We start from the raw sequence: 26,040 nt of genomic DNA on the forward strand, positions 1-26,040 counted from the left end.
TTTCCAGGTCGCGTTAAGGGTATCGCTTTTCCGCGCTGCCCTTCACGCGGCAGCCATGGCAAAGGCACGTTTATACGATCGGCGCGGTGGAGCTGAAGCATCTCGCGGTGCCGTCGCCAGTATCAGGAAACCGTCATGAAGCATCACTTTGAGCAGTTGCGTCTCGATTCGGTCAGCCGCAGTTTCGCGAATGCCGAAGGCCATGCGATTGCGGCCCTGCAGGGTCTCGATCTGAACATTCAGCGCGGCGAATTCATCGCGCTGCTTGGGCCTTCGGGTTGCGGCAAATCCACTGCCCTGAATTGCATCGCGGGCCTTCAGCCGTTAACGGGCGGCGGCATCTGGCTCGACGACACACGCATCGACGTGTTGCCGCCGGAAAAGCGCGGCTTTGGCATGGTGTTCCAGAGCTACGCGCTGTTTCCGCACATGTCGGTGCTGGAGAACGTCGGCTTCGGTCTGAAGATGCGCGGCGTTCCGAAAAGCGAAGCCGCGCGTCGCGCGCGCGAAGCGCTGCAACTCGTGCAGCTTGTTGGTCACGAACGCAAGCTGCCGGGGCAGTTGTCGGGCGGTCAGCAGCAGCGCGTCGCGATTGCGCGCGCGATCGTAATCGAGCCCCCGCTCATTTTGATGGACGAGCCGCTGTCCAATCTCGACACCAAACTGCGCATCGAAATGCGCGCCGAAATCCGCCGTATCCACAACCAGCTTGAACGCGCGACGATCTACGTGACGCACGATCAGGATGAAGCCCTCTCGATGGCGGACCGTATCGTCGTGATGAAGGAAGGCGTGGTGCAGCAGGTCGCATCGCCGAAGGAAGTCTATGGCCGGCCGAAGAATCTGCACGTCGCGCGTTTCATGGGTTATCGCAACGTGGCTGAATTCACGCTCGAGGGTACGCAGGGCGAAGGGGTCGCGATGACGGCGAACGGTGTGCGGCTTGTCGGCACGCCGATGGAAGGATTCAACAGCAAACGCGTGAGCGTGGCCCTGCGTCCCGAAGACCTGGAGCGCGCAGCGCCAGGCGCGGATAACGCATTCGACGCCGACGTGACGACCGTCGAATACGGCGGCCGCGATTCGCTGATTCGCGTGAAGACGGCGTTCGGCGAGCTTTGGGCGCGTCTCGCGGGCGAGTTCACCGAAGGCGAGCGCATCAGTCTGCGCGTGCCGCCGTCGCGCACGCTGGTGTATGACGGAGAAGCGTCATGAGCACGGCGCTGCTGTTGCCGCCGCGCGCGCCGCGCGACACCAGGGCGTGGCTCGTCGCGCCTGCGCTGATCTTCATTCTTGCGCTCTTCATCTATCCGTTTGCCTACGGCCTCGTGCTGTCGTTCCAGCCGATGAACGGTGGCGGCGTGTGGGGCAACTACAGGACGTTCTTCTCCGACACGTCGATGTGGCCGACGATCATCGTCACGTTGAAGCTCGCCGTACCCGCGACGCTGATCAACGTCGGTGTGTCGATTCCCGTCGCGTTCGCGTTGCGCCGCAATTCTCCGTACCAGAAGTTCGTCACGACACTGCTTGTGATTCCGGTCACGCTCGGCACCGTGCTGATCGCCGACGGCATGCTGACGTACTTCGGTCCGAACGGCTGGTTCCCGCAGGCGTTGCAGGGCCTGCATCTCTATTCCAGCGAAGTGCGGCTCACGCATAACTACTGGGGCGTGCTGATCTCGCTGATTGTGTCGGGCTTTCCGTTTGCGTTTCTGCTGACGCTCTCCTACGTGACCGGCATCGATCCGACGCTCGCCAGTGCCGCCGCGACGCTTGGCGCAGGTTCGTGGCAGCAGTTCCGCCAGATCTATCTGCCGCTGCTGGTGCCCGGTCTGACGATGGCCGCGTGTCTGTCGTTCGTGCAGGCGTTTTCCGTGTTTCCGTCGGCGGTGCTGCTGGGCGCACCGGCGGGGCCGACACGCGTGATGTCGATCGCGGCCGCTGAAGCCGCGTTCGAAAGCTACGACTATTCGCTCGCATCGGCCATTGCGATGGTGATGGGCTTTGTGCAGCTGGTGGTCGTTGCAGCGATGCTCGGCGCGCGTCGGTTCTTCTATAGCGGACCGGTGACGGGAGGGAAGGGCTGATGGCAACCGATCACCACGCCACGCGTCCGTGGCCACCTTCGGCGACGCAGTCTGACGATAATCGCAAGGGGGGTAACGATGGCGCGCAACCGTCGCGTACGGAGAAGCAGCGCACGAGTCTGACGGATCGTCTATGGAAAGCGTTCGTGTGGGGGGTGATGGCTTTCTTCCTGCTGAACGTCGTGCTGCTGATCGCGACAGTCGCGGTCAACTCGATCGCGACGCGCTGGTTTGGCACGCTGTTGCCGCAAGGTTTCACGCTGCACTGGTACGCGCAGGCGTGGCGCGACTTCCAGCTGGCGAACGTATTGTGGGTGACCGTTGAAGTCGTCGGTGCGGTCGTGCTGCTGTCGGTCGCGCTCGGCGTGCCGGCGGCCTATGCGCTTGCCCGCGTGCAGTTTCCCGGCAAGCGCTTCGCCATGCTCGTCTTCCTGCTGCCGCTGATGGTGCCGCCCGTTACGTACGGTATTCCGATGGCGACCGTGATGTACAAGGTCGGCCTGGCCGGCACGCTGTCTGGCGTGATCCTCGCGAATCTGGTGCCGGCGCTGCCGTTCGTGATTCTCGTGATGACACCGTTTATCGAACAGATCGATCCGAACCTTGAATCGGCGGCGCGCATTTTCGGCGCGAACACGTTCCGGTATTTTCGCTACGTGCTGCTGCCGCTGCTCGTGCCGGGTATGCTGGCGGCCGGGCTGCTGGTGCTGGTGCGTACGATCGGCATGTTCGAGCTGACATTTTTCACCGCCGGACCGGCCACGCAGACGCTCGTCGTCGCGTTGTATTACGCTGTGTTTTCAACCGGTGTACGCGCGCCGCAGTCGATCGACGCGATGGCGATGATCTATATGGCCATTACGCTGATCTGGGTGCTGATCGCGTTGCAGTTCGTGAGCCCGACGCAGATCGTGTCGCGCGTGAAACAACAGAAAGCGTGACGCGTGCGCATGCATGCGCAACGTTGTATGTAACCAGGACGTGGCTGGAGAGAGTGTGACCAAACGGAAGACGCCCGAAGAACTGCGCAGCCATCGCTGGTATGGCGTGAACGACCTGCGTTCGTTCGGCCATCGTTCGCGTACGGCGCAGATGGGCTTCAGTCGCGAGGAATATGCCGGCAAGCCGGTGATCGCCATCCTCAACACGTGGAGCGAGATGAATCCGTGCCACACGCACTTCAAGCAGCGTGTGGAGGAAGTGAAACGCGGCATCTGGCAGGCCGGCGGCTTCCCGATCGAGCTGCCTGTGCAGACATTGTCCGAGCCGTTCCAGAAGCCGACGACGATGCTCTATCGCAACTTCCTCGCGATGGAAGCCGAAGAGACGTTGCGCTCCTATCCTGCCGACGGCGTCGTGCTGATGGGCGGCTGCGACAAGACCACGCCCGCGCTGCTGATGGGCGCGATCTCGATGGATCTGCCGGCTATCTTCCTGCCCGCAGGCCCGATGCTGCGCGGTAACTGGAACGGCGCAACGCTCGGCTCCGGCTCCGACACCTGGAAATACTGGGCCGACCTGCGCGCGGGCAAGATCACCGAAGAAGACTGGCAGGGTGTGGAAGGCGGCATCGCGCGCTCGCCGGGCCACTGCATGACCATGGGCACGGCTTCGACGATGACGAGCGCTGCCGAGGCGCTCGGCTTCACGCTGCCCGGCTTTGCGTCGATTCCCGCGCCCGATTCCCGCCACGCGCAGATGTCGGCGAAGACGGGCATGCGCATCGTCGAAATGGTCTGGGAAGACCTGAAGCCATCGGACATCATCACGGCCGGTTCGATCGATAACGCCGTGACGACCTGTCTTGCGCTGTCCGGTTCGACGAACGCGATCGTCCATATGATTGCGCTCGCGCGCCGCGCGGGCGTTGAACTCACGCTCGACCGTTACGACGACATCGCGCGCCGCACGCCGGTGCTTGCGAACATCCGTCCGACGGGCTCGTATCTGATGGAAGACTTCTTCTATGCAGGCGGCCTGCCGGCGATGCTGTCAGAACTCGGCGACCTGATCGACCGGTCGCAGAAAACGGTAAATGGCCGGACGATCGGCGAGAACATCGCGGACGCGAAAATTTTCAACGACGACGTGATCCGCCGCCGTCACGCGCCGCTGTTGCCGGACAACGGTCTTGCGGTTCTGCGCGGCAACATCGCGCCCGATGGTGCAGTGATCAAACCGGGCGCGGCCGATCCGAAACTGCATGTGCATACGGGCCGCGCGGTCGTCTTCAGCGACTACAACGATATGGCGGCGCGCATCGACGACGATGCACTCGACATCGACGAGAACAGCGTCATCGTCCTGCAGCACGCCGGGCCGGTCGGCGCGCCGGGCATGCCGGAGTGGGGCCAGCTGCCGATTCCGAAGAAGCTGTTGCAAAAGGGCGTGCGCGACATGGTGCGCATTTCCGACGCGCGGATGAGCGGTACGAGCTACGGCGCGTGCGTGTTGCACGTCGCGCCGGAATCGTTCATCGGCGGGCCGTTTGCGCTGGTGCGGGACGGCGATCTGATCGAACTCGACGTGCCGCAGCGCAAGCTGAACGTGCTCGTATCAGACGAGGAACTCGCGCGCCGCAAGGCCGCGTGGGTGCAGCCCGCGCCGCGCTTCGAACGTGGCTACGGCGCGATGCACCAGGTCCACGTCCTGCAGGCCGACAAGGGATGCGATTTCGACTTCCTGCAACGCGGCGGCGCGAAGAGCAAAGACGAGCCTGAGATTCACTGATCAGTACCCGACGCGATAGACCTGCCCGGTCTGCGCGCCCTCAACGCTACGCAGGTAAGCCAGCGCCGCGCGCTTCGCGCTCACCGGCTCGAAGCCGCGGAAAAACGGCGCATACGCGTCCATCGACTCTTCCAGCACCGTCGGGCTCACGACGTTGATGCGGATCCCGCGCGGCAGTTCGATGGTCGCGCCGCGCACGAAACCTTCCAGCGCCAGATTCACCGAGGTCGCGCTCGCGCCGAGGCGGATCGGCTCGTCAGCGAGAATGCCGCTCGTCAGCGTGAACGAGCCGCCGTCGTTGACGTATTGATGCGCGCCGAGTACGACATTGATCTGACCCATCAGCTTGTCGCGCAGGCCGACCCAGAATTGCTCGACCGTCATGTCGGCGAGCGGGCCGAAGTGCACCTTGCCGATCGTGGTGACCACAGCGTCCACCTTGCCGACTTCGCGGAACAGACGCTCGACGCTTGCCGGATTCGTGCTGTCGACGCGATATGCGCCACGCGTCGCGCCGACCTCGATGACTTCATGCCTCGCTTTGAGTTCGCTGGCGACGGCCTGCCCAAGCGTTCCCGTTGCGCCGATCACGATAACCTTGTTCATGTTGATACTCCACAAATGGGGAATGAGAAAATCGGGAAATGGCTAACCCCGATTGTCGAGGCATCGGGGCACGCGATAAAGATGCGCGCGGGCACAGGTGTCGAAACCTGCAGTTCGCAATCGTGCAACGTGTGGCCTGACAAAACCCGAATCAAACGCAATTCAAAAAGAAAGCCCGCGTGCCGCAAGCGATACACGGGCAAATCAAACACAGGACAGACGAAAGAGGCCTACTTGCCGCGTTGAATTTCGATCACGCGCGCGGGCCGCAGATGGTTCAGCGCATAGTGAATGCGGCCGCGATACTGTCGGGCGCCGACGGTGCGTGGGTCGTCGAACTGATAGTCGAGGTCATGCGGTTTCTCGGGCACGACCATGCCTTTATCGATCAGCGTGTAACCCGGCTCCAGAGCCAGCAGAAGATGGTTGCCGCCCACGCGGCTATCGAAGCCGGCGATCTCGCCAAGCATATCGGGCACGCTGTTTTCAAGCGATGCATTGCTGCAGGTCATTTCGTCCGGACTGATCCGGCCTTGTCCGGCAATTCGTGCCGCTTCGTGGTTCTTGCCGTCGGTATCGACGGTGCTGTCATGCGTGCGGTCGTTATGCATCTCCGCGCTGACCGGGCCTTTGGCGACCGGCTTCGCGGCGTCACCCTGCGGTTTTTTCACGTCGATGCTGTCCATAGCGGTACCTCCATTCAGGAACTTCGGGCGAAACACCTACCCGTACTGCCAGCAAGACCCGTTCCGGCAACCGCTCATTCAACGCCCGCCTGGGTGCCGTTTAGCTTGCTCGCATGTCCAGCAAATTTTTGCTTTTTTTCCGTGGAACACGCATTTTCTACAGAGTATGATCTTAGTCCGAACGAGATGTCGCGTATCAAATCACGGCCGCTGTGAACGGCCGCTGGCGGCCCGGCCGCAACACAATACCGCGCGTCACTCACATCATCTACGAGGCAGTCAGGGCGGGTGACTCATGCACTTCGATGCTGCATTCACACATCGCGGCTACTTGCTGAACTGTGCGCCGGCGCGAGCCGGCGATGGCATGTACCAGCCGTATGTGGTGATCTCGCGTTCCAGCGACGGTGAGCTCGTCGCCAACCGGTTTTTCCCCGTCGATCTCCGCTTCGCTGACGAAGCCTCTGCGATCGCACACGCGCGTGACTGGGCAGTGCGCTGGATCGATGCGAGCAGCGTGACAATCTGACTGCGGCGCCGGCCGCGCTCCGTCGCAGCGTGCGTCACGCGGACGGACACAAAACGCGGTAATCTTGGGGACACTTCACCTTGAACCGCACGCCGGCGCCGTCCTCATCATGTCAAATGTGTCTTCTCATAACTGGGGTCTCGAACAGATCGTCGCCGAACTGCGGGCGTCGCGCGAAGAACTGCATCGAACACGCCACCCTCGCGGTATTCGCGAACTGCCGTCGCGCGATGGCGTGATTAATATCGTCGCGGGTCTGCGCGCGGCGCTGTTTCCGACGCATTACGGCGCGCCCGACCTGACGGATGAGAGCGTCGACTATTACGTCGGCCACACGCTCGAAAGCACGTTGCGACTGCTCGCCGAACAGATCCGCCGCGCGCTGCGTTTTCTGCCGGAATACGCGGAGACGCCCGACGCCGAACTCAGCGTGCACGCATTCGACGTCGCGCGTGAATTCGGCAAGCAGTTGCCCGGCATCCGCGCGATGCTCGTGAGCGACATCCAGGCCGCGTTCACCGGCGACCCCGCCGCGCAGCACATCACCGAAATCCTGCTCTGCTACCCGGGCGTATGGGCGATGACGCACCACCGTCTCGCGCATGCGCTGCACCGGCTCGGCGTACCCCTGCTCGCGCGATTTATCAACGAGATCGCGCACTCGGCCACCGGCATCGATATTCACCCGGGTGCGACGATCGGGCCCAGCTTCTTCATCGACCACGGCACGGGCGTGGTGATCGGCGAGACCGCGATCATCGGCGAACGCGTGCGTCTGTATCAGGCGGTAACGCTCGGCGCGAAGAGTTTTGCGGCGGACGTCGACGGCTCGCTGGTGAAGGGCAACGCGCGCCATCCGATCGTCGAGGACGATGTCGTGATCTACGCAGGCGCGACGATTCTTGGCCGCGTGACGATCGGCCGTGGCTCGGTGATCGGCGGCAATGTGTGGCTCACGCACAGCGTGCCGGCGGGCAGCAGCGTGTCGCAGGGCAAGATCCGCGAAGGCGATCGCAGCGACGAGGGCAAACGCTGATGTCGCCACGCCCGCCCGCGACGCTCACCGGCTGAGATCAGCATGCAGCGCGGCCGCGTCCAGATGGTTCGCTGTGCCATTGACGGCGTCGAAGCGACGGTCGCGGAAACCGCGCATGCCTTTCCGCGTCATTCACATGATGGCTTCGGTATTGGCGTGATCGTGCGCGGCGGGCAGCGTTCGGCGAGCGGTCGCGGTCCGGTCGAAGCGCGCGCCAATGATGTGATCACCTGCAATCCCGGCGAAATCCACGACGGCAGTCCGCTCGACGCGCGCGGCCGCGCCTGGCGCATGCTGTACCTCGCGCCATCGCTGATGTTCGAAGCCGCGGGCGAGCTGACGCTCACCCCCTCGCGCTCCGTCGAATTGACGCAGCCCGTCGCACATGATCCCCTGTTGAAGCAGCTGTTCGAGCGCGTGTTTACGGCCGCCGTCGACGATGCCGCGCACGTCGACGACATGGCGCGCGAAGAGGCGCTGCTCGCGTTGCTCGCCCATGTCGGCGCGAAGCACACGACACTGGCAGCGCCCCGTCTGACGGCCGTGCCCATCGCGCGGGCGAAGGCGCGCATCGACGATGATCCATCGTCGGCATTGACGCTCGCCGATCTGGCGGGCGAGGCGGGTATGAGCCGCTTCCAGTTGCTGCGCAGTTTCGCGCATGAACTCGGCTTGCCGCCGCATGCATACCGGATGCAGCGGCGTGTGGCGCTCGCGCGCCGGCTCATCGCGACAGGCGCGGCGCTCGCCGACGCGGCCGCTGGCGCTGGATTTGCCGACCAGAGCCACATGACCCGCGCGTTCGTGCGCCTGCTCGGCATCACGCCCGCGGGCTACGCGGCGGCGACGCGCCGTCCCTGAGCCCGAGCGGCGGCCGCTGGAACGCCGGCCGCCGGAACCGGCCGCTGGAACGCCGGCCGCCCGAACGCTGCAATTTCGTTCAAGACCCGCTTTCCCACTCGCTCTACGCTGCGTCCACATTCCCAACGGACAAGGACGCGGCATGAATTCCCGCTCGATCGGCTATCTCTTTTGCGCGCTGGCGATGATCGGCGTCGGCAGTACGGTGGTGGTCAGCAAGACGATCGCGGCCGGCCTGCCGCCTTTCTCCGCAACGGCATTGCGGTTCGCGATTGCGTTTCCCGTTCTTGTGCTGATCATGCGCATACGCGGCGCGACATTCCCGCGCCTGAACCGGCGCGATACGTTGCTCGTGATTGCGCAGGCAGGCGCGGGCAGCGTCGGTTATACGGTGCTGCTAATCAGTGGCATGAGGCTCGCATCGGCCGCGGATGCGGGCGTCATCGCGGGCACGCTGCCCGCAGTCACGGCGGCCGTCGCGATGATCGCGTTCGGGGAGCGGCCGCGACCCGCGTTGCTCGGCGCGGTTCTGCTGGCGACAGCCGGCGTGCTGGCCTGTACCGTGCGCCTCGATGACATCGAGGGGGCGAGGACCGTTCGCGTGCTGGCCGGCGACGCACTCGTGTTCGCAGCGGTCGTCTGCGAAGTGTTGTTCATCCTGCTCAACCGCAAGCTCAAGACGCCCGTGCCGGCGCTGCCACTGTCGGCGTTGATGAGCGGTATCGGATTTGCAGTCGCGGTTGTGCCGGCTCTGTTTGAAAAACCGTGGCTCGGACACGTCGACGTAGCGGCGATCTCAGGCGTGATCTACTACGCGCTGGTGCCGACCGTGGCAGGCTTCGTGCTCTGGTACGCAGGTGCGGCCCGCATCAGCGGCGCCGAAGCCAGCCTGACGACTGCGCTCGTGCCTGTATCCGCGGTCGCGCTCGCGGCGTGGCTGCTGCGCGAGCCGGTGAGCCTCGCGCAACTGGGCGGCGTGACCTGCGTGCTGGGCGCGGTGCTGCTGGCGAGCATGGACGGCTTCGTGCGTGCGCGCAGACGCGTGAGCGTGTGAGCTTGCGAGCGTTTCAGCATTCCAGTACCCGCAGGCACGAACGGAAAAAGTGCGCGAGGTTCAGGTATTCGCCACACTAAGCGTCGAAGGATTCCCCACGATCGACAGAAACTCGCGACGGGTCGATGGATCGGTACGAAACGTGCCGAGCATCCGTGACGTGACCATCTCGACGCCTGCCTTGTGCACGCCACGCGTCGACATGCATTGATGCGAGGCTTCGAGAATCACCCCGACGCCCTTCGGCTGCAGCACTTCGTTCAGCGTGTCGGCGATCTGCACGGTCATCTTTTCCTGGATCTGCAGACGCTTCGCAAACGCATCGACGAGCCGCGCAAGCTTCGAGATACCCACCACGCGATGTTCCGGCAGATACGCCACGTGCGCGCGCCCGATGATCGGCACCATGTGGTGCTCGCAGTAGCTTTCGAAGCGGATGTCTTTCAGCACGATCATTTCGTCGTAGCCGTCGACTTCGGAAAACGTGCGGACCAGCAGTTCCTTCGGATCAACCGTGTAGCCCGCGAAAAACTCTTCGTACGAGCGCACCACGCGCGCGGGCGTATCGCGCAGCCCTTCGCGCATGGGATCGTCCCCAGCCCAACGCAATAGCACGCGAACCGCCGCTTCAGCTTCTTCGCGCGTCGGGCGAGTGGCCGGTTCTTCGGATTTTGTTGTTCGGGTCATCCACCGCTCCTGTCAGGTCATATCTGTCGGTCATTGTTCCATGTTTTGCGAAATGCTGTCACTTAGGCCATTCGTCCATCGCATCGTTGAACAACTCCGATACAACGCCGCGCAGCCAGCCCGCGCGCGGGTCGTTGTGAAACTTGCGATGCCAGTGTTGCCGGAGGTCGAAACGCGGTAACTGCATCGGCGGTTCGACGATCGTGATCGACGCATGTTCCGACACGTACGCGAAGCCGATCGCGTGCGGCACAGTCGCGATCAGATCGGTGCGCGCGAGGATGAACGGCAGGCTCATGAAATGCGGCGTCTCGAGGACTGCGCGCCGGCGGATGCGTTTCTTTTCCAGAAACTGTTCGAGCACTTCCTGGCTGCGGCCCTCGGCGCGCACCACCGCATGCCCGCATGCGATGAACTGCTCGAGCGTCAGCGGCGCCTTCGCAAGCGGATGACCGGTGCGCATCAGGCAGATGAAGCGATGCGTGAAAAGCCGCTGCTGAAAGAAGTTGTTGCCCGACAGATCCGGGAAAAACCCGACCGCCAGATCGATGTCGCCTGATTCAAGCCCGCGTTCCACCTGCGCCGGCGGCAGCGTGACCGAGCGCAGATTCGCGTGCGGCGCGCGCTCCGTGAACATCTGCAGGAGTCTCGGCAGGAACACGATCTCGCCGACGTCCGAAAGCGCGATCGAAAACGTATGCGTCGACGTCGCGGGATCGAACTCCTGCGAATCGAGCAGGCCGGTCTCGATGCGTCCGAGCGCCTCGCGCGCGGCCGGGATCAGCGCGAGCGCACGCGGCGTCGGTTCCATCCCGCGCGATGTCCGTACGAAGAGCGGATCGCCGAAGTATTCGCGCAGCCGCCCGAGCGCTGTGCTGACGCGCGGCTGGCTCACGCCAAGGCGTTCGGCGGCGCGGCTCACGTTGCGCGTGTCCTCCATCGCAACGAGGTAAGGAATCAGGTTCAGGTCGAGTTCAGGCATGACGGCGGCGGGGCAGTATCGCGATGACGTATACACCGTAACCGCAAAATCGCATTGCCGCATATTGGGGAAAGCGCCCACCGGCGGTTCAGTTCGACGCGTCACCTTGCCTTTTGCCGCGCAAGGTAGATCATGGAAGTCCGGTCCTTGACAAGCGGGTCGGACGCCGACCATAATGCACCCGAACGTTCGCTAAACGAATCGTTGTTCGCGTATAGAACAAATTCGCAAAAACAGCAGTCGCGGGCAGACCAGCATATAGCGGGCATGTCGCGCGCATCCGGAACCCGGCAGCGCGCAGTCATCACGACGCGGAGACGGTGCCATGCAGCTTCCTTGAGCGGCGCGGCGCAAGGCGTCCAACAGGGAACCGGCATGATCAACAAGATTTTCGAATCACTTCAGTCAGCGGTGGCCGACGTCAACGACGGCGCAACGGTCATGATCGGCGGCTTCGGCACGGCGGGCATGCCGTCCGAACTGATCGATGCGCTCATCGAGCAGGGCGCGCGCGAACTCACGATCGTCAACAACAACGCCGGCAACGGCGACATCGGCCTTGCCGCGTTGCTGAAGGCGAAACGCGTGCGCAAGATCATCTGCTCGTTCCCGCGCCAGACCGATTCGTATGTTTTCGACGCGCTCTATCGCGCAGGCGAGATCGAACTCGAACTCGTGCCGCAGGGCAACCTCGCGGAACGTATCCGCGCGGCGGGCGCGGGCATCGGCGGTTTCTTTACGCCCACCGGCTATGGCACGAAGCTCGCTGAAGGCAAGGAAACGCGCCTTATCGATGGCAGGCACTATGTGCTCGAAGCGCCGTTGCATGCCGATTTTGCCTTGATCAAGGCGCTCAAAGGCGACCGCTGGGGCAATCTGGTCTATCGCAAGACCGCGCGCAACTTTGGTCCGATCATGGCGAGTGCTGCGAAAGTCGCGATTGCGCAGGTATCGGAAGTGGTGCCGCTCGGCGCGCTCGATCCTGAAGTCATCGTGACGCCTGGCATCTTCGTGCAACGTGTGATCGCGCTGCCGCAAGCTGCCCAACACACCGCAGCGGCCTGAGAGGAGACACAATATGAAACGACTGACCCGCGATGAAATGGCGAAGCGCGTCGCCCAGGACATCCCCGAAGGCGCGTATGTGAATCTCGGCATTGGCGTGCCGACGCTGGTGGCGAATCACCTCGATGCGAACAAGGAAATCTTCCTGCACAGCGAGAACGGTCTGCTCGGCATGGGCCCGGCACCGGCCAAAGGCGAGGAAGACGACGAACTGATCAACGCCGGCAAGCAGCACGTCACGTTGCTGACCGGCGGCGCCTATTTCCATCATGCGGATTCGTTCGCAATGATGCGCGGCGGCCACCTCGACTTCTGCGTGCTCGGCGCGTTCCAGGTGTCGGCCAAAGGCGACCTCGCGAACTGGCACACCGGCGCACCCGACGCGATTCCCGCAGTGGGCGGCGCGATGGATCTGGCGATCGGCGCGAAGCGGGTGTACGTCATGATGGAACATCTGACGAAGCAAGGCGAAAGCAAAATCGCCGCTGAATGCACGTATCCGGTGACGGGTGTGAACTGCGTCGACCGCATCTATACTGATCTCGCCATGATCGATGTGACGCCCGAAGGGCTCGCAGTGCGCGAGATCTTCTCGGATATCGGCTTCGACGAATTGCAGAAACTGACGGGCATTCCGCTCATCAACGCCATGCAGGCATCCGCAGGCGCAGCGTAAACACGGCGTGACGGTGACGCGGTGCCCGGCGACAATGACGCCTGGCGCCGCGCTTGCCATGTTGCCGGCACACGCGGCTATCGTCTCTCTCCTCGATGGTTGACGCCACCATGCTCGAATCCAGCGCCCGTCTGACGGGCCTCATCTGCGGTACGCAGCCGATGAACGACCTCTGGTCGCCGCGTGCCACATTGCAGCGGATGCTCGACGTCGAGGCGGCGCTGGCGCGTGCGTCGGCGGCGCACAACGTGATTCCTCAAGCGGCCGTACCCGCGATCGAAGCGGCGTGCAAGGCGGATCAACTCGACGCCGACACGCTCGCACGCGATGCTGCACTCGGCGGCAATCTCGCGATCCCTCTCGTTAAACAGCTGACTGCACGCGTGAAAGCGGCGGATACGGAAGCGTCGAAATACGTCCATTGGGGCGCGACGAGCCAGGACATCATCGATACGGCGACGGTTCTGCAACTGCGCGATACGTTCGATCTGCTCGATTCAAGCCTGCGCGCGACGTGCGACGCCATCGCCGCGCTCGCGCTCAGGCATCGCGCGACGCCGATGATCGGCCGCACGTGGCTGCAACAGGCGCTGCCGATCACGCTGGGTCTGAAGTTCGCGCAATGGCTCGATGCATTGCTGCGTCATCAGGAGCGGCTCGACGTGTTGCGTTCGCGTGTGCTTGTACTGCAATTCGGTGGCGCGGCCGGCACGCTCGCGAGTCTTCGCGATGCCGCGCCTGCCGTGACGCAGGCGCTCGCGAAAGACCTCGATCTGGCCGTGCCGACGCTGCCGTGGCATACGCAACGCGATCGCATCGCAGAAACGGCGTCCGTGTTCGGCATGTTGATCGGCACGCTAGGCAAAATCGCGCGCGATATTTCGCTGCAGATGCAGACCGAACTCGGCGAACTCGGCGAGCCGGCGGCCGCAGGTAAAGGTGGTTCATCGACGATGCCGCACAAGCGCAATCCCGTCGGTTGCGCGGCGGTGCTGACGGCCGCGGCACGCGCACCGGGTCTCGTTGCGACGGTGCTTTCCGGCATGGTTCAGGAGCATGAACGCGCGCTGGGCGGCTGGCAGGCCGAGTGGGACGCGTTGCCTGATCTCGCGCGTCTCGCGGGTGGCGCACTCGCGAATATCGAACAGATCACGGTCGGCCTCGACGTGAATGTCGAGCGACTTGCAGCCAATCTCGACGTCACGCATGGGCTGATTCTCGGCGAAGCGGTGATGCTCGCGCTTGGTGACAGGATCGGCCGGCTCGACGCGCATCATCTCGTTGAGCATGCATCGAAAGCGGCCGTGCAGACGGGCCGCTCACTGTTCGATGTGCTTTCCGCCGATTCGAACGTCACGCACCATCTTCCGGTCGCGCAGCTGCAACGGCTGCTCGATCCCGCACAGTATGTCGGCCAGGCCCACGCATATGTGGACGCTACGCTGGCTCTTTACACCGCGCGCGCAGATCGCGCCAACCATTATCAGGAGTAACGGCAATGCCCTACGCCGCAGTGAACGGCACTGAGCTTCATTATCGTGTGGATGGCGAGCAGAACCGCAACGCCCCGTGGATCGTGTTCTCCAACTCGCTTGGCAGCGACCTCTCGATGTGGACGCCGCAGGTTTCAGCATTCTCGAAGCACTTCCGCGTGCTGCGCTACGACACGCGCGGTCATGGGCATTCCGGCGTACCGAAGGGGCCGTATACGATCGAGCAGTTGACGGGCGACGTGCTCGGCTTGATGGATGCGCTCAAGATCGAGCGCGCGAATTACTGCGGCGTGTCAATGGGCGGCCTGACCGGCGTCGGCCTCGCCGCGCGTCACGCGGATCGTCTGGATCGCGTCGTGTTGTGCAACACGGCGGCGCGCATCGGCTCACCGGAAGTGTGGGTACCGCGTGCGGCGCGAGCACGTAGCGAAGGCATGCTCGCGCTCGCTGATGCGGTGCTGCCGCGCTGGTTCACTGCAGGATTCTTCGAGCGCGAGCCGCTCGTGATCGCGCAGATCCGCGATGTGTTCGTGCATACGGACAACGAAGGCTATGCGTCGAACTGCGATGCGATCGACGCCACCGATCTGCGTCCGGAAGCGCCGGGCATCAAGCTGCCGACGCTGGTGATCTCCGGCACGCACGATCTCGCCGCGACGCCCGCTCAGGGCCGCGAACTGGCTGAATCGATCACGGGTGCGCGTTATGTCGAACTCGACGCCGCGCATATTTCCAACATCGAGCAGGCCGACGTATTCACGAAGACCGTGCTCGACTTTCTGGCGGAGTAAGCATGACCGATGACGAACGCTACGAAGCCGGCCTGAACGTGCGGCGCGGGGTGCTGGGTGACGCGCACGTCGAGCGGTCGCTGGCGAATCGCACCGAGCTGACCACGGAATTTCAGAACTTTATTTCGCGCTATGCGTGGGGTGAAATCTGGACGCGCGAAGGCCTGCCGCGTCACACGCGCAGTCTCCTGACGATCGCGATGATGGTCGCGCTCAACCGCAGCGAAGAGCTGGCCTTGCATCTGCGCGCCGCGAAAAATAACGGCGTGACGCGCGACGAGATCAAGGAAGTCCTCATGCAGACCGCGATTTACTGCGGCGTGCCGGCTGCGAATTCGGCGTTTCATCTCGCGGATAAACTGTTCCGTGAAGACGACGCCGCGGCTGCCGCAAAGCCTTAAAGGTTTGCGCTGATTAAATTCGCTGTTAACGTGTCGGGTTCAACCGAACTTTCCCGATGCGCCTGAGTGGCGCTGAATCGCAGGCCGCCTGGGGCAACGATGCTTTCGAATCTGCTGGTACAGCTTGTCAACGGACTGGCCGATGCGTCAGCGCTTTTTCTCGTCGCGGCGGGACTGTCGCTGATCTTCGGCGTGACGCGCATCGTCAACTTCGCGCACGGTTCGTTCTACATGATCGGCATTTACGTGGCGTACAGCATCGCGAGCCGCTTTGGCGCGACCACGGGTGGCTTCTGGCTGTCGGTACTTGCGGCCGCACTGGTTGTCGCCGCGCTTGGCGCGCTGGTCGAGATGGTTGTGCTTCGGCGCATCTATCGCGCGCCTGAACTGTTTCATCTACTTGCCACGTTTGCGCTCGTGCTGATTTTCCGCGATGCCGCGTTGTGGCTTTGGGGGCCGCAGGATCTGTTCGGTCCGCGCGCGCCGCATCTGGCAGGCGCGGTCGATCTGCTCGGCCATCCGCTGCCGACCTACGATATCGCGTTGATCGTGATGGGTCCGCTGGTGTTGCTGGTGCTCTGGTACGGCCTGACGCGCACGCGGTGGGGCACGCTCGTGCGTGCCGCGACGCAGGATCGCGAGATGCTCGGCGCGCTGGGCATCAATCAGGCGTGGCTCTTTACCGGTGTGTTCTTTATCGGCGCGTTTCTCGCGGGCCTGGGCGGCGCGTTGCAGATGCCGCGCATGTCGGCGAATCTGTCGCTGGATCTGGAGACGATCGGCAATGCGTTTGTGGTGGTGGTGGTCGGCGGTATGGGCTCCATTCCGGGCGCGTTCGTCGCGGCTTTGCTGATCGCGGAGATCAAGGCCCTGTGCATCGGGATCGGTCATGTGTCGATCGGCGGTATCGATCTTTCGCTTAGCAAGTTCACGCTGGTAGCCGAATTCGTCGTGATGGCGATCGTTCTCGTGGTGCGCCCGTGGGGTTTGCTGGGTCGCGCTACCACGGCCGTGCGCGGCATGGCCGCCGCTGAGGCGCCATTGCGTCCCGCGGGCAAGCGCCTGCGTGTGCTGGCCATTGCTGCGCTTGTCGTGCTTGCGCTTGCACCGCTTGCCGCCAATGCCTTTCCCTACATGCCGGTGTTGCTCGTCGAAATCCTGATCGCTGTGCTGTTCGCGACAAGCCTGCATTTCATCATGGGACCGGGCGGGATGCACTCGTTCGGGCACGCGGCGTATTTCGGGCTCGGTGCTTACGGCGCAGCGCTTTTTCTCAAGGTCCTGAATCTGCCGATGGAAGCCGCGTTGCTGTTTGGTCCGTTGCTTGCGGTGGGTGGCGCGCTCGTATTCGGCTGGTTCTGCGTCCGACTCTCCGGCGTCTATCTCGCGATGTTGACGTTGGCGTTCGCACAGATTGTCTGGTCCGTGGTCTTCCAGTGGGACGACGTCACAGGTGGCAGCAACGGCATTCTTGGACTGTGGCCATCGAACTGGCTGTCATCGCCGGTTGCGTACTACTACCTGACGCTCATATGCACGGCCATGGGTGTGTGGCTGCTGCGCAGAATGCTGTTTTCTCCGCTCGGTTATGCGATGCGCGCGTCGCGCGATTCCGTGCTGCGCGCCGAAGCGATCGGCATCGACGTCAAGCGTGTGCAATGGGCCGCGTTCGTGATCGCGTCGCTGTTCTGTGGGCTCGCCGGGTCGCTGTATGCGTTCTCCAAGGGCACGATTTCTCCGGAGGTGATCAGCGTAAGCCGTTCCGTCGATGGCCTTGTCATGGTGCTGCTCGGCGGTCTGCAGACGCTGACGGGACCGGTCATCGGCGCTGCGGTGTTCACGTGGCTAGAGGACACGGTCGCGCGTCAGACGGATTACTGGCAGGCGCTGCTCGGCCTCGCGATCCTGCTGCTCGTGATCGCGTTTCCTCAAGGCATCGTCGGTTTTGTTCGCGACCGCTTTGGCGACGATGACGAAAGCACGAAGAACGGTGCCGCGACCGCTAAAGCGCCGGGCGCTGCGGTAAAGGAGGGCCGGTGAGTCTCCTGCGCGTATTCGGACTCTCGAAGTCGTTTGGCGGCGTTACGGCCGTCGATGGAGTCTCGTTCGATCTCGAAGCGGGGCAACTGCTTGCGTTGCTCGGACCGAACGGTGCCGGCAAATCGACCTGCTTCAACATGGTGAACGGGCAACTGCGACCCTCGTCAGGTTCAATCGTGTTCGATGGCCACGAGCTCGTCGGCAAGCGTCCGCGCGATGTCTGGCGGCTAGGTGTCGGACGCACGTTCCAGATCGCCGCGACCTTCAACTCAATGACAGTGCTCGAAAACGTGCAGATGGCGCTCGTCTCGCGCGAACGTAAGCTGTTCGGCCTGTGGAAAGCGGCGTCGTCGTGGTTCGCGGATGAAGCGATGAATCTGCTCGAACAGGTCGGCATGGCCGCCGACGCGCATCGCGCGTGCGGTGTGCTTGCTTATGGCGACGTCAAGCGCGTCGAACTGGCGATCGCTTTAGCAAATCGCCCCAAGCTGTTACTGATGGATGAGCCGACCGCGGGCATGGCGCCTAAAGAGCGCAACGACCTGATGGCGCTGACTCAACGCCTTGTCACCGAACACCAGATCGGCGTGCTGTTCACGGAGCACAGTATGGACGTCGTTTTCGCTTACGCAGACAAAATGATCGTGCTTGCGCGCGGCAAGCTGATCGCGGAAGGCAGTGCCGAGGCGATCCGTAACGATGCGCGCGTGCAGGAAGTGTATTTCGGCACGGGCAAGACGTTTCAGCCCCGCGCGCCGCTTGCCGATGCCGGTTCAGAGGGAGCGCCGCAATGAGCGAGCCGATGCTGAAAGTGTCTGGCCTCAACGCGTTCTATGGTCGCGCGCACATTCTGTTCGACGTCGGCCTTGAAGTCGGACGCGGCGAAGTGGTTGCGCTGATGGGCCGCAATGGCGCGGGCAAATCGACCACGATGAAAGCGGTGATGGGCCTGCTGCCGCGCAAACAGGGCTCCGTCATGTTTCGCGGCGCCGACATCACGACGCTGCCGCCCTATCGCATCGCGCGGATGGGGATGGGCTTCGTACCGGAAGATCGACGCGTGTTTGCCGATCTCACGGTGATGGAAAACCTCGACACGGGCCGCCAGCCGCCGCGCGAGGGCGCGCCGCAATGGACGCCCGACAAGCTCTTTCGTCTTTTCCCCAATCTCGGTGAAATGCCGAAACGTCCCGGTGGACAGATGAGCGGCGGCGAGCAGCAGATGCTGACCGTGTCGCGCACGTTGATGGGCAATCCGTATCTCGTGCTGCTCGATGAACCATCTGAAGGCGTTGCGCCCGTCATCGTCGAACAGATGGCGAACATGATTCTCGAGTTAAAGCGCGAAGGGCTGTCGATTCTTTTGTCGGAACAGAACCTGCATTTCGCGGAGCTGGTCAGCGATCGCGCGTACGTGCTTGAGAAAGGGCAGATCTGTTTTAGCGGCACGATCGCCGAACTTGCACAGAATGAAACCGTCAGGCGCGCTTATCTGAGCGTTTGACCAATGTTGAACGCGGGCTCCGATTCGGCGTCGTGGACGCCGACGTCGAGACGCCGGATAACCTGACTCGCGTGGTTCTCGCGCATCGTCCAACATGCACGGCCGCAACCCGGTACGATGCCGGCTTGTCGCGAAAACTTCAACGATGTGCAATCACAGAACCCGCCTCGCGCCTGCGTGAGCAGCTCGCGGGCGGCCGGCCCTGCCGGACGACCCGGTTTCAGGTAACACCGAACTCGCAGCATCCCGCAATTCCTCGATAACGGAGAAAAGCAATGACCACGCGCGCAGGATGGATCACACGCATGACGGTTTCGCTGACGCTCTCGCTTGCCGCGCTCGGCGCGAACGCGCAGCAGACGATCAAGATCGGCGAAATCAACAGCTACAAGGCACAACCCGCTTTCCTCGGGCCCTACAAGAACGGCTGGAATCTCGCGCTCGACCAGATCAACGCTTCAGGCGGCGTGCTCGGCAAGCAGATCGAAGTCGTCTCGCGCGACGACAACGGCAATCCTGGCGACACCATCCGCGTCGCGCAGGAGTTGATCGCGCGTGAGCAGGTGCAGCTGCTGTTCGGCGGTTTCCTGTCGAACACGGGCCTCGCGCTGACCGACTTCGCAAAGCAGCGCAAGATTTTCTTCCTCGCCGCCGAGCCGCTGACCGACAAGATCGTCTGGGCCGACGGCAACAAATATACGTACCGTCTGCGTCCTTCGACGTATATGCAGGTCGCGATGCTGGTGCCGGAAGCCGTGAAGCTCAAGAAGAAGCGCTGGGCGCTGGTGTATCCGAACTATGAGTATGGGCAATCGGCCGTTGCGACCTTCAAGAAGCTGCTGAAGGCCGCGCAACCCGACGTCGAATTCGTTACCGAACAGGCGACGCCGCTCGGCAATCTCGATGCGGGCGCGGTCACGCAGGCGCTTGCGGATTCGAAGCCGGACGCGATTTTCAACGTGCTGTTCAGCGCCGACCTCGGCAAGTTCGTGCGTGAAGGTAATACGCGCGGCCTCTTCAAGGATCGTAGTGTCGTGTCGCTGTTGACCGGTGAGCCGGATTATCTCGATCCGCTCGGCGCCGAAGCGCCGACTGGCTGGATCGTCACCGGTTACCCGTGGTATTCGATCGATACGCCGGCTAACAGGAAGTTTGTCGATGCGTACCAGGCGAAATATCACGACTATCCGCGGCTCGGCTCGGTGGTGGGTTATTCGGCGTTGATGTCGATTGCGGACGGCATCAAGAAAGCCGGCTCGACCGATCCTGACAAGCTCGCCGCAGCGTTCAAGGGTCTTGGCGTCGATACGCCGTTCGGACCGATCACCTATCGCGCGCAGGACAACCAGTCGACGATGGGCGCGTACGTCGGCGTAACGGGCTTGAAGGATGGCAAGGGCGTGATGACGTCGTATCGGTACATCGACGGCGCAAGCGTGCAGCCATCCGACGCGGATGTGAAGAAACTGCGCGCAGCAGAATAAACGCGAAGCTGGCGCAGCGCAGGCGCAGGTATCACGCGGGGGCGGTGAACGCCTCCGCGCGTCGCGCGCTATTCCTCGTGGTCGTGTTCGGCGACGAAGTGGCGTAGATAGGCGAGCACGGCCGCTTCGGCGGCGCGGTGATCGGCGCCGTTTTTGGAGCCGGCGTTCTCCTCGTCGCCAAATAGCGCCGATGGCGCGTCGTGGACATCCACTTCCTGGCCCTCGCGATACAGACGGATCTCATGGGCCGTTTCGATATATTCGGCGATCCAGTGGACACCTTCGATATGCGTGCCCGCACGTATAACAGGTGGTTTCATGTCTGCGTCTCCCGATCGAGCTGGCGTAAAGCGCCGCTCTTGCTCTAACAATAGGCGCTCGGAACGTTTGGCGCATCCTTTGTTGAATCGCTGCCCGACCGTGAGTTTCCTGCAAGGCCGTGCAAATTTGCGTCAGTCTCGCTGGCGAATGCCACGCAAAACACGATTTTCGAGCGCGTTTTCTTCACTTTTCTCCGCAAAAAAAGCGGCCCATACCAGGGCCGCCCGTGCACATCACTAGACGCGTATCGCGCCGCTGAGCGCGTTATTGCACAGTTGCCAGCACCTCGCGAACGGTGCTGAAAATGCGGTCGATCTGCGCTTCTTCGACGATGAGCGGCGGCGAGAACGCAAGGATATCGCCCGTAAAGCGGACCAGCACGCCCGCTTCGAAGCATTTGACGAAGGCTTCATAGGCGCGCGCGCCCGGCGCCCCGTCACGCGATTCGAGTTCGACGCCTGCGACGAGCCCAAGATTGCGAATGTCTTTGACGTGCTTCGCATCGCGCAGCGCATGCACGGCGCTTTCGAACTTCGGCGCCATCGAATTTGCGCGTGCGAACAGGTCTTCGCGACGATACAGGTCGAGCGTCGCGATCGCGGCTGCAGCGGCGGCAGGGTGCGCCGAATACGTATAGCCGTGGGCGAGTTCGATCGCGCCGGGTGCGCCGCTGTTCACGATCGTGTCGTGGATCGTGCGGCTTGCCGCGACCGCGCCCATCGGAATGGCCGCGTTGTTGATCGCCTTGGCCATCGTCAGCAGGTCGGGCGTCACGCCGAAATACTCGCTCGCAGTTGCCTTGCCGAGGCGGCCGAAACCGGTAATCACTTCGTCGAAAATCAGCAGGATGCCGTGCTTCGTACAAATGTCGCGCAGCTTCTGCAGATAGCCTTGCGGCGGAATCAGCACGCCAGTCGAGCCCGCAACCGGCTCGACGATGACTGCGGCGATCGTCGATGCGTCATGCAGCGTGACGAGCCGTTCGAGTTCTTCGGCGAGATGCGCGCCCCATGCCGGCTGTCCCTTCGAAAACGCGTTGTGTTCGAGGTTATGCGTGTGCGGCAGATGATCGACGGCGGGCAGCAATGCACCCGAAAACGTCTTACGGTTCGGCGAAATGCCACCGACCGAAATGCCGCCGAAGCCCACGCCGTGATAGCCGCGCTCGCGGCCGATCAACCGCGTGCGCTGACCTTCGCCGCGCGCGCGGTGATACGCAAGCGCGATTTTCAGCGCGGTATCGACGGATTCAGAACCCGAGTTCGTGAAGAAAATGCGATCGAGGCCTTCCGGCATGAGCCCGGCGACTTTCGACGCTGCTTCGAATGCGAGCGGATGGCCCATCTGGAACGTCGGTGCGAAGTCGAGCGTCGACAGCTGCTTCGCGATCGCCGCGACGATTTCATCGCGGCTGTGACCGGCATTCACGCACCAGAGACCGGCGCAGCCGTCCAGCACCTCGCGACCGTCCGTCGTGCGGTAATACATGCCCTTGGCCGATTCCAGCAGGCGCGGCGCAGCCTTGAACTGGCGGTTGGCGGTAAAAGGCATCCAGAAAGACGACAGGTCGTCGATGACGGGGCGCGAAGTCATGGGTTTTTCTCCTCGAAGTGGTAGCGAAACTGTAGCGCTCGCGGTCTAATGTCGGCATAGACAGTTGGCTCATCTGCGCTGGTAACTGTGCTGGTTAATTCGCGCTGACTGTAGTGGTCAAATCGGACTCATCGTCGTCATCTGTCGCCCTTCTTCGCCATGATCGAACTTCAACTGGAACGCGACCGTCGCAGTACATCGACACTGGTCGAGCAGGTCGTGCAAGGCTTTGCATCGGCTATCGAATCGCAGTCGCTGCGCGCGGGCGCGTTGCTGCCCTCGGTACGACAACTGGCAGAGACGCATCGACTGAGCACCTTCACCGTGACGGAAGCCTATAACCGCCTTGTTTCGATGGGGTTGGTGGTCGCGCGGCGCGGCTCGGGATACCGGGTTGCGACGCTCGATGCGCCGGCGGCGCGCGCGAGCGCGTCCGACTGGCAGCCGCCCAGCCTCACCGCCACGTGGCTGCTCTCGGATGTGTACGCTGACCACTCCGTGCCGATCAAGGCCGGATGTGGCTGGTTGCCGAACGAGTGGATCAATGGTTCGGGATTGCAGCACGCACTGCGCGCAATGAGCCGTGTGCCGCCCGGACGTCTCGCCGATTACGGTCATCCGTACGGATTCGCGCCGCTGCGCGAACGGGTCGCCGAACAGCTCGACCGGCGCGGTCTACCGGTCGATCTGTCGAATGTGCTGCTCACGCAGGGCGCGACCCAGGCGCTCGATCTGATCGTGCGCACGCTGCTGCGTCCTGGCGACACCGTGCTGGTCGAAGACCCCGGTTACTGCAATCTGCTGCAGATTCTCAAGCTGGCAGGGCTCAACGTGCACGGCGTGCCGCGTACACCCGTGGGTCTCGATGCCGACGCACTCGAAATTCTCGTCACCGCGCATCGGCCTAAAGCCATGTTCGTCAACACGACGCTGCAGAACCCGACCGGCACGACGCTCGGCATGGCGTCGGCGTTCCGGCTGTTGCAGATTGCCGAGCGGCAGCGCATGTGGGTGATCGAAGACGATGTCAGCCGCGAACTCGCGCCTGCTGGCGCGCCGCTTCTGGCGGCGATGGAAGGACTGCATCGCGTGCTGTACGTCAGCGGCTTTTCGAAGACGGTGACGCCGGGGCTGCGCTGCGGATATGTCGTCGCGGAGCGCGACGTGCTGCGCGAACTGGCGCGCACGAAAATGGCGGTGGGTTTGACGTCGTCGGAATCGATCGAGCGGATCGTCGACAAGGTACTGCTCGAAGGCCGTCATGCGCGTCATGTCGAGACCGTCAATGAGCGCCTGAAGGCCGCGCACATGCAGGTCGAGGAGCGCATCGACGCGGCCGGGCTTGAACTCTTTCACCGGCCACGCGCGGGCCTTTTTCTGTGGGCGAAACTGCCGGTCGAACCGGAGCGCGCGGCCGAAATCGCGACGGCCGCTTTGCGTGACGGTATCTGGCTCGCCCCGGGTTCATATTTCCGGCCTGACGATGCGCCGAGCGCGTGGTTTCGCTTCAACGCTCCCTACTCGACCGACGACGCGTTGTGGCGCTTTATCGACGGCATCCGCTAGTGGAACGCGTGGACGCCGCCGGAGCCGCTATCGCAATGCTCAACCGAGCAGATGCAGCACGACTGGATACATCGACAGCACGAGCAGCGTCGCCATCACGATGTTGAATGCGCGCAGCCGCCGCGGATTCGACAGAAAGCGCCGCAGGCTGGTGCCGAACGCGGCCCACAGACAGATGCAGGGCAACCCGATCACATAGAACAGCACGGCCATCATCAGCGCATTGAAGCCGAAGTCGGCGCTCAGATGAATCGTCGTCGCGGCGGTCAGCACCATCATCCACGCCTTCGGATTGATCCACTGGAACGCGATGGCTTCGTGAAAACGCATCGGCCGGCGCTCGCCCTTGCGCACCTGAACCTCACCCGACGTGCCGATTTTCCACGCGAGATACAGCAGATACACGACGCTGGCAGTTTCCAGCACGGTGTAGAGCATCGGAAAACGGCGGAACGCCTCACCGAGCCCGAATCCCACTGAGAGCATCAACAGCGCGACGCCCGCGCTGATCCCGAGCAGATGCGGCACCGTGCGGCGAAAGCCGAAGTTGACGCCCGACGCCAGCAGCATCGTGTTGTTCGGGCCGGGCGTGATGGTCGTGACAAGCGCGAACAGGATGCCGGCGGGCAGGGCACTGAGTGTGAGCAGGGAGTCGAGAGGCATGGCGGGGCTCCGGGTTCGGTGACTGTTGATGCAGTCTATCGAACGGAGCCGGTACAGTACCGGTACAGATTTAGAGATGATGTCCGGTACGGCTTCCTCGAGCTTCAAGGATCGTGCACCTGCCCATAGGACGACAGCAATAGTCTTTCCAGCTTGAATGGATCACATTGTGATATAAAATGAAGGCAGATCTCCTCGTCACTGGTAATTGAGCAGGAGCAAGCCGGAAGACAATCGCGTTGCCCCCAACGGCTTTCCGGTGCGATGGTGCGATACACATCGAAGCAGGGAGCCATCATGCTGATCACATTTCAATCGCCCGCGACGCCTGATGTCGTGATGCTGAGGGATCTCGCCCAGTACCTGCTGGGGCTCGTCGGCAAGCACCTCGATACGCGTGGCGTCATCCTGCACGACGAACTGCCCCGTGCCATCAGCCGCCTGGAGGCGGCTATCTCGAACGACGAGAAGGCGGAGGTTGCACTCGAATCACTGCAATATTCCCGCGAGCGCCGCCAGGAATCAGGCGGTGGACTTTCGCAGCGGGCATGGCCGTTTCTCGACATGATGCGTGAAGCCCGCAAACAGAATGCCGACATCATCTGGGGGCTGTAGACGTCGTGGTGCACCGCAGGCTGACGCCCGTTGGACATCGGTTTGATACTGGGAGGCCATGATTGTCGAAGTGGCCAGATGGCTGCTGTCCGGGCAGCAGACGGACGCAGGCGCCGATCGCCAGACCGGCGCCGCGGTAGCGCCATTGTCCGTCAGTGTCCGTTGTGCATGCGGCTCCGCCAGTGCCGGCGGGATATCTGCCGTGGCTCCCGTTCACGGAGATGGGGCCGGCGATCGAGTGCCACGATGAAAAGAACCAGCATCGCAAGTATTGCGGCCACAACAACGAACTGCACAAGAAGATCCATCATTGCCGCCTCCGTTTCGATTACAGCCGCTACTTCCTGATGGCGTGCTTTCGATCAGGATGACGTAGCTGATTGACATGCAGATTCCAGCTTTTTCCTGTTTCCCTCAGGAATGTCTTCCGCGGTGCTTGATAGACGATTGGTGGTTGACACGTCCACCAGGGACAAGCGCGGACAGTCCGAATCCGATCGCGGCAAAGACGAATAATGCGAGAAAGAACAGCACCCAGTAAAAGTCGATATTCATAGCAATCTCCTT

Annotated in this window: 27 protein-coding genes; 19 read left to right on the top strand and 8 right to left on the bottom strand. The window is 62.8% G+C overall.

Annotation, left to right across the window (positions count from 1 at the left end; all coding sequences use genetic code 11):
- Nucleotides 1-135 precede the first annotated feature (135 nt).
- Genes P3T16_RS07655 through araD form a run of 4 tightly spaced genes read left to right on the top strand, consistent with a single transcriptional unit; the run spans nt 136 to nt 4,820 of the window.
- Nucleotides 136-1,215: an ABC transporter ATP-binding protein gene (locus tag P3T16_RS07655; RefSeq protein ID WP_429341784.1), complete on the top strand. Its 1,080-nt coding sequence runs from the start codon at nt 136-138 to the stop codon at nt 1,213-1,215.
- Nucleotides 1,212-2,090 (top strand): ABC transporter permease, encoded by an 879-nt coding sequence (locus P3T16_RS07660; RefSeq protein ID WP_429256096.1) that lies wholly within the window; start codon nt 1,212-1,214, stop codon nt 2,088-2,090. The genes P3T16_RS07655 and P3T16_RS07660 overlap by 4 nt, the downstream gene beginning before the upstream one ends.
- Nucleotides 2,090-3,031 carry an ABC transporter permease gene (locus P3T16_RS07665; protein ID WP_429341785.1) on the top strand — a complete coding sequence of 314 codons (942 nt, stop codon included), beginning with the start codon at nt 2,090-2,092 and terminating at the stop codon, nt 3,029-3,031. Before P3T16_RS07660 ends, P3T16_RS07665 begins: the two co-directional genes overlap by 1 nt.
- Nucleotides 3,032-3,044: 13 nt before the next feature.
- Nucleotides 3,045-4,820 carry an L-arabinonate dehydratase gene (gene araD, locus P3T16_RS07670; protein ID WP_429341786.1) on the top strand — a complete coding sequence of 592 codons (1,776 nt, stop codon included), beginning with the start codon at nt 3,045-3,047 and terminating at the stop codon, nt 4,818-4,820.
- Here araD and P3T16_RS07675 read toward each other — a convergent pair whose 3' ends face one another.
- Both P3T16_RS07675 and P3T16_RS07680 read right to left on the bottom strand, forming a co-directional pair.
- Nucleotides 4,821-5,426: a short chain dehydrogenase gene (locus P3T16_RS07675; RefSeq protein WP_429341787.1), complete on the bottom strand. Its 606-nt coding sequence runs from the start codon at nt 5,424-5,426 to the stop codon at nt 4,821-4,823.
- Between the two features lie 230 nt (nt 5,427-5,656).
- On the bottom strand, nt 5,657-6,112 hold the full coding sequence (locus tag P3T16_RS07680) for a DUF3005 domain-containing protein (protein WP_429341788.1): 456 nt from the start codon (nt 6,110-6,112) through the stop codon (nt 5,657-5,659).
- A 295-nt stretch (nt 6,113-6,407) separates the two neighbouring features.
- Here P3T16_RS07680 and P3T16_RS07685 point away from each other — a divergent pair, with 295 nt between their 5' ends.
- The 4 genes from P3T16_RS07685 to P3T16_RS07700 all read left to right on the top strand — a co-directional run bounded on the left by P3T16_RS07685 (nt 6,408) and on the right by P3T16_RS07700 (nt 9,592).
- Nucleotides 6,408-6,641: a hypothetical protein gene (locus P3T16_RS07685; RefSeq protein WP_429256091.1), complete on the top strand. Its 234-nt coding sequence runs from the start codon at nt 6,408-6,410 to the stop codon at nt 6,639-6,641.
- Between the two features lie 109 nt (nt 6,642-6,750).
- Entirely contained in the window at nt 6,751-7,677 is a 927-nt protein-coding gene (gene epsC / locus P3T16_RS07690; protein ID WP_429256090.1) for a serine O-acetyltransferase EpsC, read from the top strand.
- Nucleotides 7,678-7,719: 42 nt separating this feature from the next.
- Nucleotides 7,720-8,538 (top strand): AraC family ligand binding domain-containing protein, encoded by an 819-nt coding sequence (locus P3T16_RS07695; RefSeq protein WP_429341789.1) that lies wholly within the window; start codon nt 7,720-7,722, stop codon nt 8,536-8,538.
- Nucleotides 8,539-8,680: 142 nt separating this feature from the next.
- On the top strand, nt 8,681-9,592 hold the full coding sequence (locus P3T16_RS07700; RefSeq protein ID WP_429341790.1) for a DMT family transporter: 912 nt from the start codon (nt 8,681-8,683) through the stop codon (nt 9,590-9,592).
- A gap of 60 nt (nt 9,593-9,652) precedes the next feature.
- Here the strand turns inward: P3T16_RS07700 and folE are convergent, their stop codons facing one another.
- Both folE and P3T16_RS07710 read right to left on the bottom strand, forming a co-directional pair.
- Nucleotides 9,653-10,279, bottom strand: a complete 627-nt coding sequence (folE, locus tag P3T16_RS07705) for a GTP cyclohydrolase I FolE (RefSeq protein WP_429341791.1) — start codon at nt 10,277-10,279, stop codon at nt 9,653-9,655.
- 58 nt (nt 10,280-10,337) lie between these two features.
- The gene (locus P3T16_RS07710) at nt 10,338-11,261 is read right to left on the bottom strand and encodes a LysR family transcriptional regulator (protein WP_429256086.1); all 924 of its coding nucleotides are present in this window, start codon (nt 11,259-11,261) and stop codon (nt 10,338-10,340) included.
- A 375-nt stretch (nt 11,262-11,636) separates the two neighbouring features.
- Here P3T16_RS07710 and P3T16_RS07715 point away from each other — a divergent pair, with 375 nt between their 5' ends.
- The 9 genes from P3T16_RS07715 to P3T16_RS07755 all read left to right on the top strand — a co-directional run bounded on the left by P3T16_RS07715 (nt 11,637) and on the right by P3T16_RS07755 (nt 20,715).
- The gene (locus P3T16_RS07715) at nt 11,637-12,326 is read left to right on the top strand and encodes a 3-oxoacid CoA-transferase subunit A (protein ID WP_429341792.1); all 690 of its coding nucleotides are present in this window, start codon (nt 11,637-11,639) and stop codon (nt 12,324-12,326) included.
- A 13-nt stretch (nt 12,327-12,339) separates the two neighbouring features.
- Nucleotides 12,340-13,002 (top strand): 3-oxoacid CoA-transferase subunit B, encoded by a 663-nt coding sequence (locus P3T16_RS07720; protein ID WP_429341793.1) that lies wholly within the window; start codon nt 12,340-12,342, stop codon nt 13,000-13,002.
- Nucleotides 13,003-13,112: 110 nt separating this feature from the next.
- Nucleotides 13,113-14,495, top strand: a complete 1,383-nt coding sequence (locus tag P3T16_RS07725) for a 3-carboxy-cis,cis-muconate cycloisomerase (RefSeq protein WP_429341794.1) — start codon at nt 13,113-13,115, stop codon at nt 14,493-14,495.
- A 5-nt stretch (nt 14,496-14,500) separates the two neighbouring features.
- Entirely contained in the window at nt 14,501-15,286 is a 786-nt protein-coding gene (gene pcaD, locus P3T16_RS07730; protein WP_429256082.1) for a 3-oxoadipate enol-lactonase, read from the top strand.
- 2 nt (nt 15,287-15,288) lie between these two features.
- On the top strand, nt 15,289-15,687 hold the full coding sequence (gene pcaC / locus P3T16_RS07735) for a 4-carboxymuconolactone decarboxylase (protein ID WP_429256081.1): 399 nt from the start codon (nt 15,289-15,291) through the stop codon (nt 15,685-15,687).
- A gap of 99 nt (nt 15,688-15,786) precedes the next feature.
- The gene (locus tag P3T16_RS07740) at nt 15,787-17,727 is read left to right on the top strand and encodes an ABC transporter permease (protein WP_429341795.1); all 1,941 of its coding nucleotides are present in this window, start codon (nt 15,787-15,789) and stop codon (nt 17,725-17,727) included.
- On the top strand, nt 17,724-18,521 hold the full coding sequence (locus tag P3T16_RS07745) for an ABC transporter ATP-binding protein (RefSeq protein ID WP_429341796.1): 798 nt from the start codon (nt 17,724-17,726) through the stop codon (nt 18,519-18,521). Before P3T16_RS07740 ends, P3T16_RS07745 begins: the two co-directional genes overlap by 4 nt.
- Nucleotides 18,518-19,231, top strand: a complete 714-nt coding sequence (locus P3T16_RS07750; protein WP_429341797.1) for an ABC transporter ATP-binding protein — start codon at nt 18,518-18,520, stop codon at nt 19,229-19,231. The genes P3T16_RS07745 and P3T16_RS07750 overlap by 4 nt, the downstream gene beginning before the upstream one ends.
- 275 nt (nt 19,232-19,506) lie before the next feature.
- Nucleotides 19,507-20,715 (top strand): ABC transporter substrate-binding protein, encoded by a 1,209-nt coding sequence (locus tag P3T16_RS07755; RefSeq protein WP_429256077.1) that lies wholly within the window; start codon nt 19,507-19,509, stop codon nt 20,713-20,715.
- 68 nt (nt 20,716-20,783) lie between these two features.
- Here the strand turns inward: P3T16_RS07755 and P3T16_RS07760 are convergent, their stop codons facing one another.
- Nucleotides 20,784-21,035 (bottom strand): hypothetical protein, encoded by a 252-nt coding sequence (locus P3T16_RS07760; RefSeq protein ID WP_429256076.1) that lies wholly within the window; start codon nt 21,033-21,035, stop codon nt 20,784-20,786.
- Between the two features lie 265 nt (nt 21,036-21,300).
- Nucleotides 21,301-22,629 carry an aspartate aminotransferase family protein gene (locus tag P3T16_RS07765; RefSeq protein ID WP_429341798.1) on the bottom strand — a complete coding sequence of 443 codons (1,329 nt, stop codon included), beginning with the start codon at nt 22,627-22,629 and terminating at the stop codon, nt 21,301-21,303.
- A gap of 159 nt (nt 22,630-22,788) precedes the next feature.
- Here P3T16_RS07765 and P3T16_RS07770 point away from each other — a divergent pair, with 159 nt between their 5' ends.
- A complete protein-coding gene (locus P3T16_RS07770) occupies nt 22,789-24,195 on the top strand; it encodes a PLP-dependent aminotransferase family protein (RefSeq protein WP_429341799.1) in 1,407 nt (468 codons plus the stop codon).
- Between the two features lie 39 nt (nt 24,196-24,234).
- On the opposite strand, the gene P3T16_RS07775 is transcribed toward P3T16_RS07770, so the two are convergent.
- Nucleotides 24,235-24,858, bottom strand: a complete 624-nt coding sequence (locus P3T16_RS07775; protein ID WP_429256072.1) for a LysE family translocator — start codon at nt 24,856-24,858, stop codon at nt 24,235-24,237.
- A gap of 297 nt (nt 24,859-25,155) precedes the next feature.
- Between P3T16_RS07775 and P3T16_RS07780 the strand changes: the two genes are divergently transcribed.
- On the top strand, nt 25,156-25,473 hold the full coding sequence (locus P3T16_RS07780) for a DUF1840 domain-containing protein (RefSeq protein WP_429256061.1): 318 nt from the start codon (nt 25,156-25,158) through the stop codon (nt 25,471-25,473).
- A 414-nt stretch (nt 25,474-25,887) separates the two neighbouring features.
- Here the strand turns inward: P3T16_RS07780 and P3T16_RS07785 are convergent, their stop codons facing one another.
- The gene (locus P3T16_RS07785; protein WP_429256060.1) at nt 25,888-26,028 is read right to left on the bottom strand and encodes a hypothetical protein; all 141 of its coding nucleotides are present in this window, start codon (nt 26,026-26,028) and stop codon (nt 25,888-25,890) included.
- Nucleotides 26,029-26,040: the final 12 nt, after the last annotated feature.

The organism is Paraburkholderia sp. GAS42, from assembly GCF_050436565.1.
In the GTDB taxonomy this organism is placed as follows: Bacteria; Pseudomonadota; Gammaproteobacteria; order Burkholderiales; family Burkholderiaceae; genus Paraburkholderia.

What these genes read in the sequence shown, in the direction of transcription:
- P3T16_RS07770 (WP_429341799.1), top strand. Translation starts at nt 22,789, where the DNA reads ATGATCGAACTTCAACTGGAACGCGACCGTCGCAGTACATCGACACTG.
- P3T16_RS07655 (WP_429341784.1), top strand. Translation starts at nt 136, where the DNA reads ATGAAGCATCACTTTGAGCAGTTGCGTCTCGATTCGGTCAGCCGCAGT.
- araD (WP_429341786.1), top strand. Translation starts at nt 3,045, where the DNA reads ATGCGCAACGTTGTATGTAACCAGGACGTGGCTGGAGAGAGTGTGACC.
- P3T16_RS07720 (WP_429341793.1), top strand. Translation starts at nt 12,340, where the DNA reads ATGAAACGACTGACCCGCGATGAAATGGCGAAGCGCGTCGCCCAGGAC.
- P3T16_RS07700 (WP_429341790.1), top strand. Translation starts at nt 8,681, where the DNA reads ATGAATTCCCGCTCGATCGGCTATCTCTTTTGCGCGCTGGCGATGATC.
- P3T16_RS07750 (WP_429341797.1), top strand. Translation starts at nt 18,518, where the DNA reads ATGAGCGAGCCGATGCTGAAAGTGTCTGGCCTCAACGCGTTCTATGGT.
- pcaC (WP_429256081.1), top strand. Translation starts at nt 15,289, where the DNA reads ATGACCGATGACGAACGCTACGAAGCCGGCCTGAACGTGCGGCGCGGG.
- P3T16_RS07775 (WP_429256072.1), bottom strand. Translation starts at nt 24,858, where the DNA reads ATGCCTCTCGACTCCCTGCTCACACTCAGTGCCCTGCCCGCCGGCATC.
- pcaD (WP_429256082.1), top strand. Translation starts at nt 14,501, where the DNA reads ATGCCCTACGCCGCAGTGAACGGCACTGAGCTTCATTATCGTGTGGAT.
- P3T16_RS07785 (WP_429256060.1), bottom strand. Translation starts at nt 26,028, where the DNA reads ATGAATATCGACTTTTACTGGGTGCTGTTCTTTCTCGCATTATTCGTC.
- P3T16_RS07675 (WP_429341787.1), bottom strand. Translation starts at nt 5,426, where the DNA reads ATGAACAAGGTTATCGTGATCGGCGCAACGGGAACGCTTGGGCAGGCC.
- P3T16_RS07665 (WP_429341785.1), top strand. Translation starts at nt 2,090, where the DNA reads ATGGCAACCGATCACCACGCCACGCGTCCGTGGCCACCTTCGGCGACG.
- P3T16_RS07760 (WP_429256076.1), bottom strand. Translation starts at nt 21,035, where the DNA reads ATGAAACCACCTGTTATACGTGCGGGCACGCATATCGAAGGTGTCCAC.
- P3T16_RS07660 (WP_429256096.1), top strand. Translation starts at nt 1,212, where the DNA reads ATGAGCACGGCGCTGCTGTTGCCGCCGCGCGCGCCGCGCGACACCAGG.
- epsC (WP_429256090.1), top strand. Translation starts at nt 6,751, where the DNA reads ATGTCAAATGTGTCTTCTCATAACTGGGGTCTCGAACAGATCGTCGCC.
- folE (WP_429341791.1), bottom strand. Translation starts at nt 10,279, where the DNA reads ATGACCCGAACAACAAAATCCGAAGAACCGGCCACTCGCCCGACGCGC.
- P3T16_RS07780 (WP_429256061.1), top strand. Translation starts at nt 25,156, where the DNA reads ATGCTGATCACATTTCAATCGCCCGCGACGCCTGATGTCGTGATGCTG.
- P3T16_RS07715 (WP_429341792.1), top strand. Translation starts at nt 11,637, where the DNA reads ATGATCAACAAGATTTTCGAATCACTTCAGTCAGCGGTGGCCGACGTC.
- P3T16_RS07725 (WP_429341794.1), top strand. Translation starts at nt 13,113, where the DNA reads ATGCTCGAATCCAGCGCCCGTCTGACGGGCCTCATCTGCGGTACGCAG.
- P3T16_RS07695 (WP_429341789.1), top strand. Translation starts at nt 7,720, where the DNA reads ATGCAGCGCGGCCGCGTCCAGATGGTTCGCTGTGCCATTGACGGCGTC.
- P3T16_RS07685 (WP_429256091.1), top strand. Translation starts at nt 6,408, where the DNA reads ATGCACTTCGATGCTGCATTCACACATCGCGGCTACTTGCTGAACTGT.
- P3T16_RS07755 (WP_429256077.1), top strand. Translation starts at nt 19,507, where the DNA reads ATGACCACGCGCGCAGGATGGATCACACGCATGACGGTTTCGCTGACG.
- P3T16_RS07740 (WP_429341795.1), top strand. Translation starts at nt 15,787, where the DNA reads ATGCTTTCGAATCTGCTGGTACAGCTTGTCAACGGACTGGCCGATGCG.
- P3T16_RS07710 (WP_429256086.1), bottom strand. Translation starts at nt 11,261, where the DNA reads ATGCCTGAACTCGACCTGAACCTGATTCCTTACCTCGTTGCGATGGAG.
- P3T16_RS07680 (WP_429341788.1), bottom strand. Translation starts at nt 6,112, where the DNA reads ATGGACAGCATCGACGTGAAAAAACCGCAGGGTGACGCCGCGAAGCCG.
- P3T16_RS07765 (WP_429341798.1), bottom strand. Translation starts at nt 22,629, where the DNA reads ATGACTTCGCGCCCCGTCATCGACGACCTGTCGTCTTTCTGGATGCCT.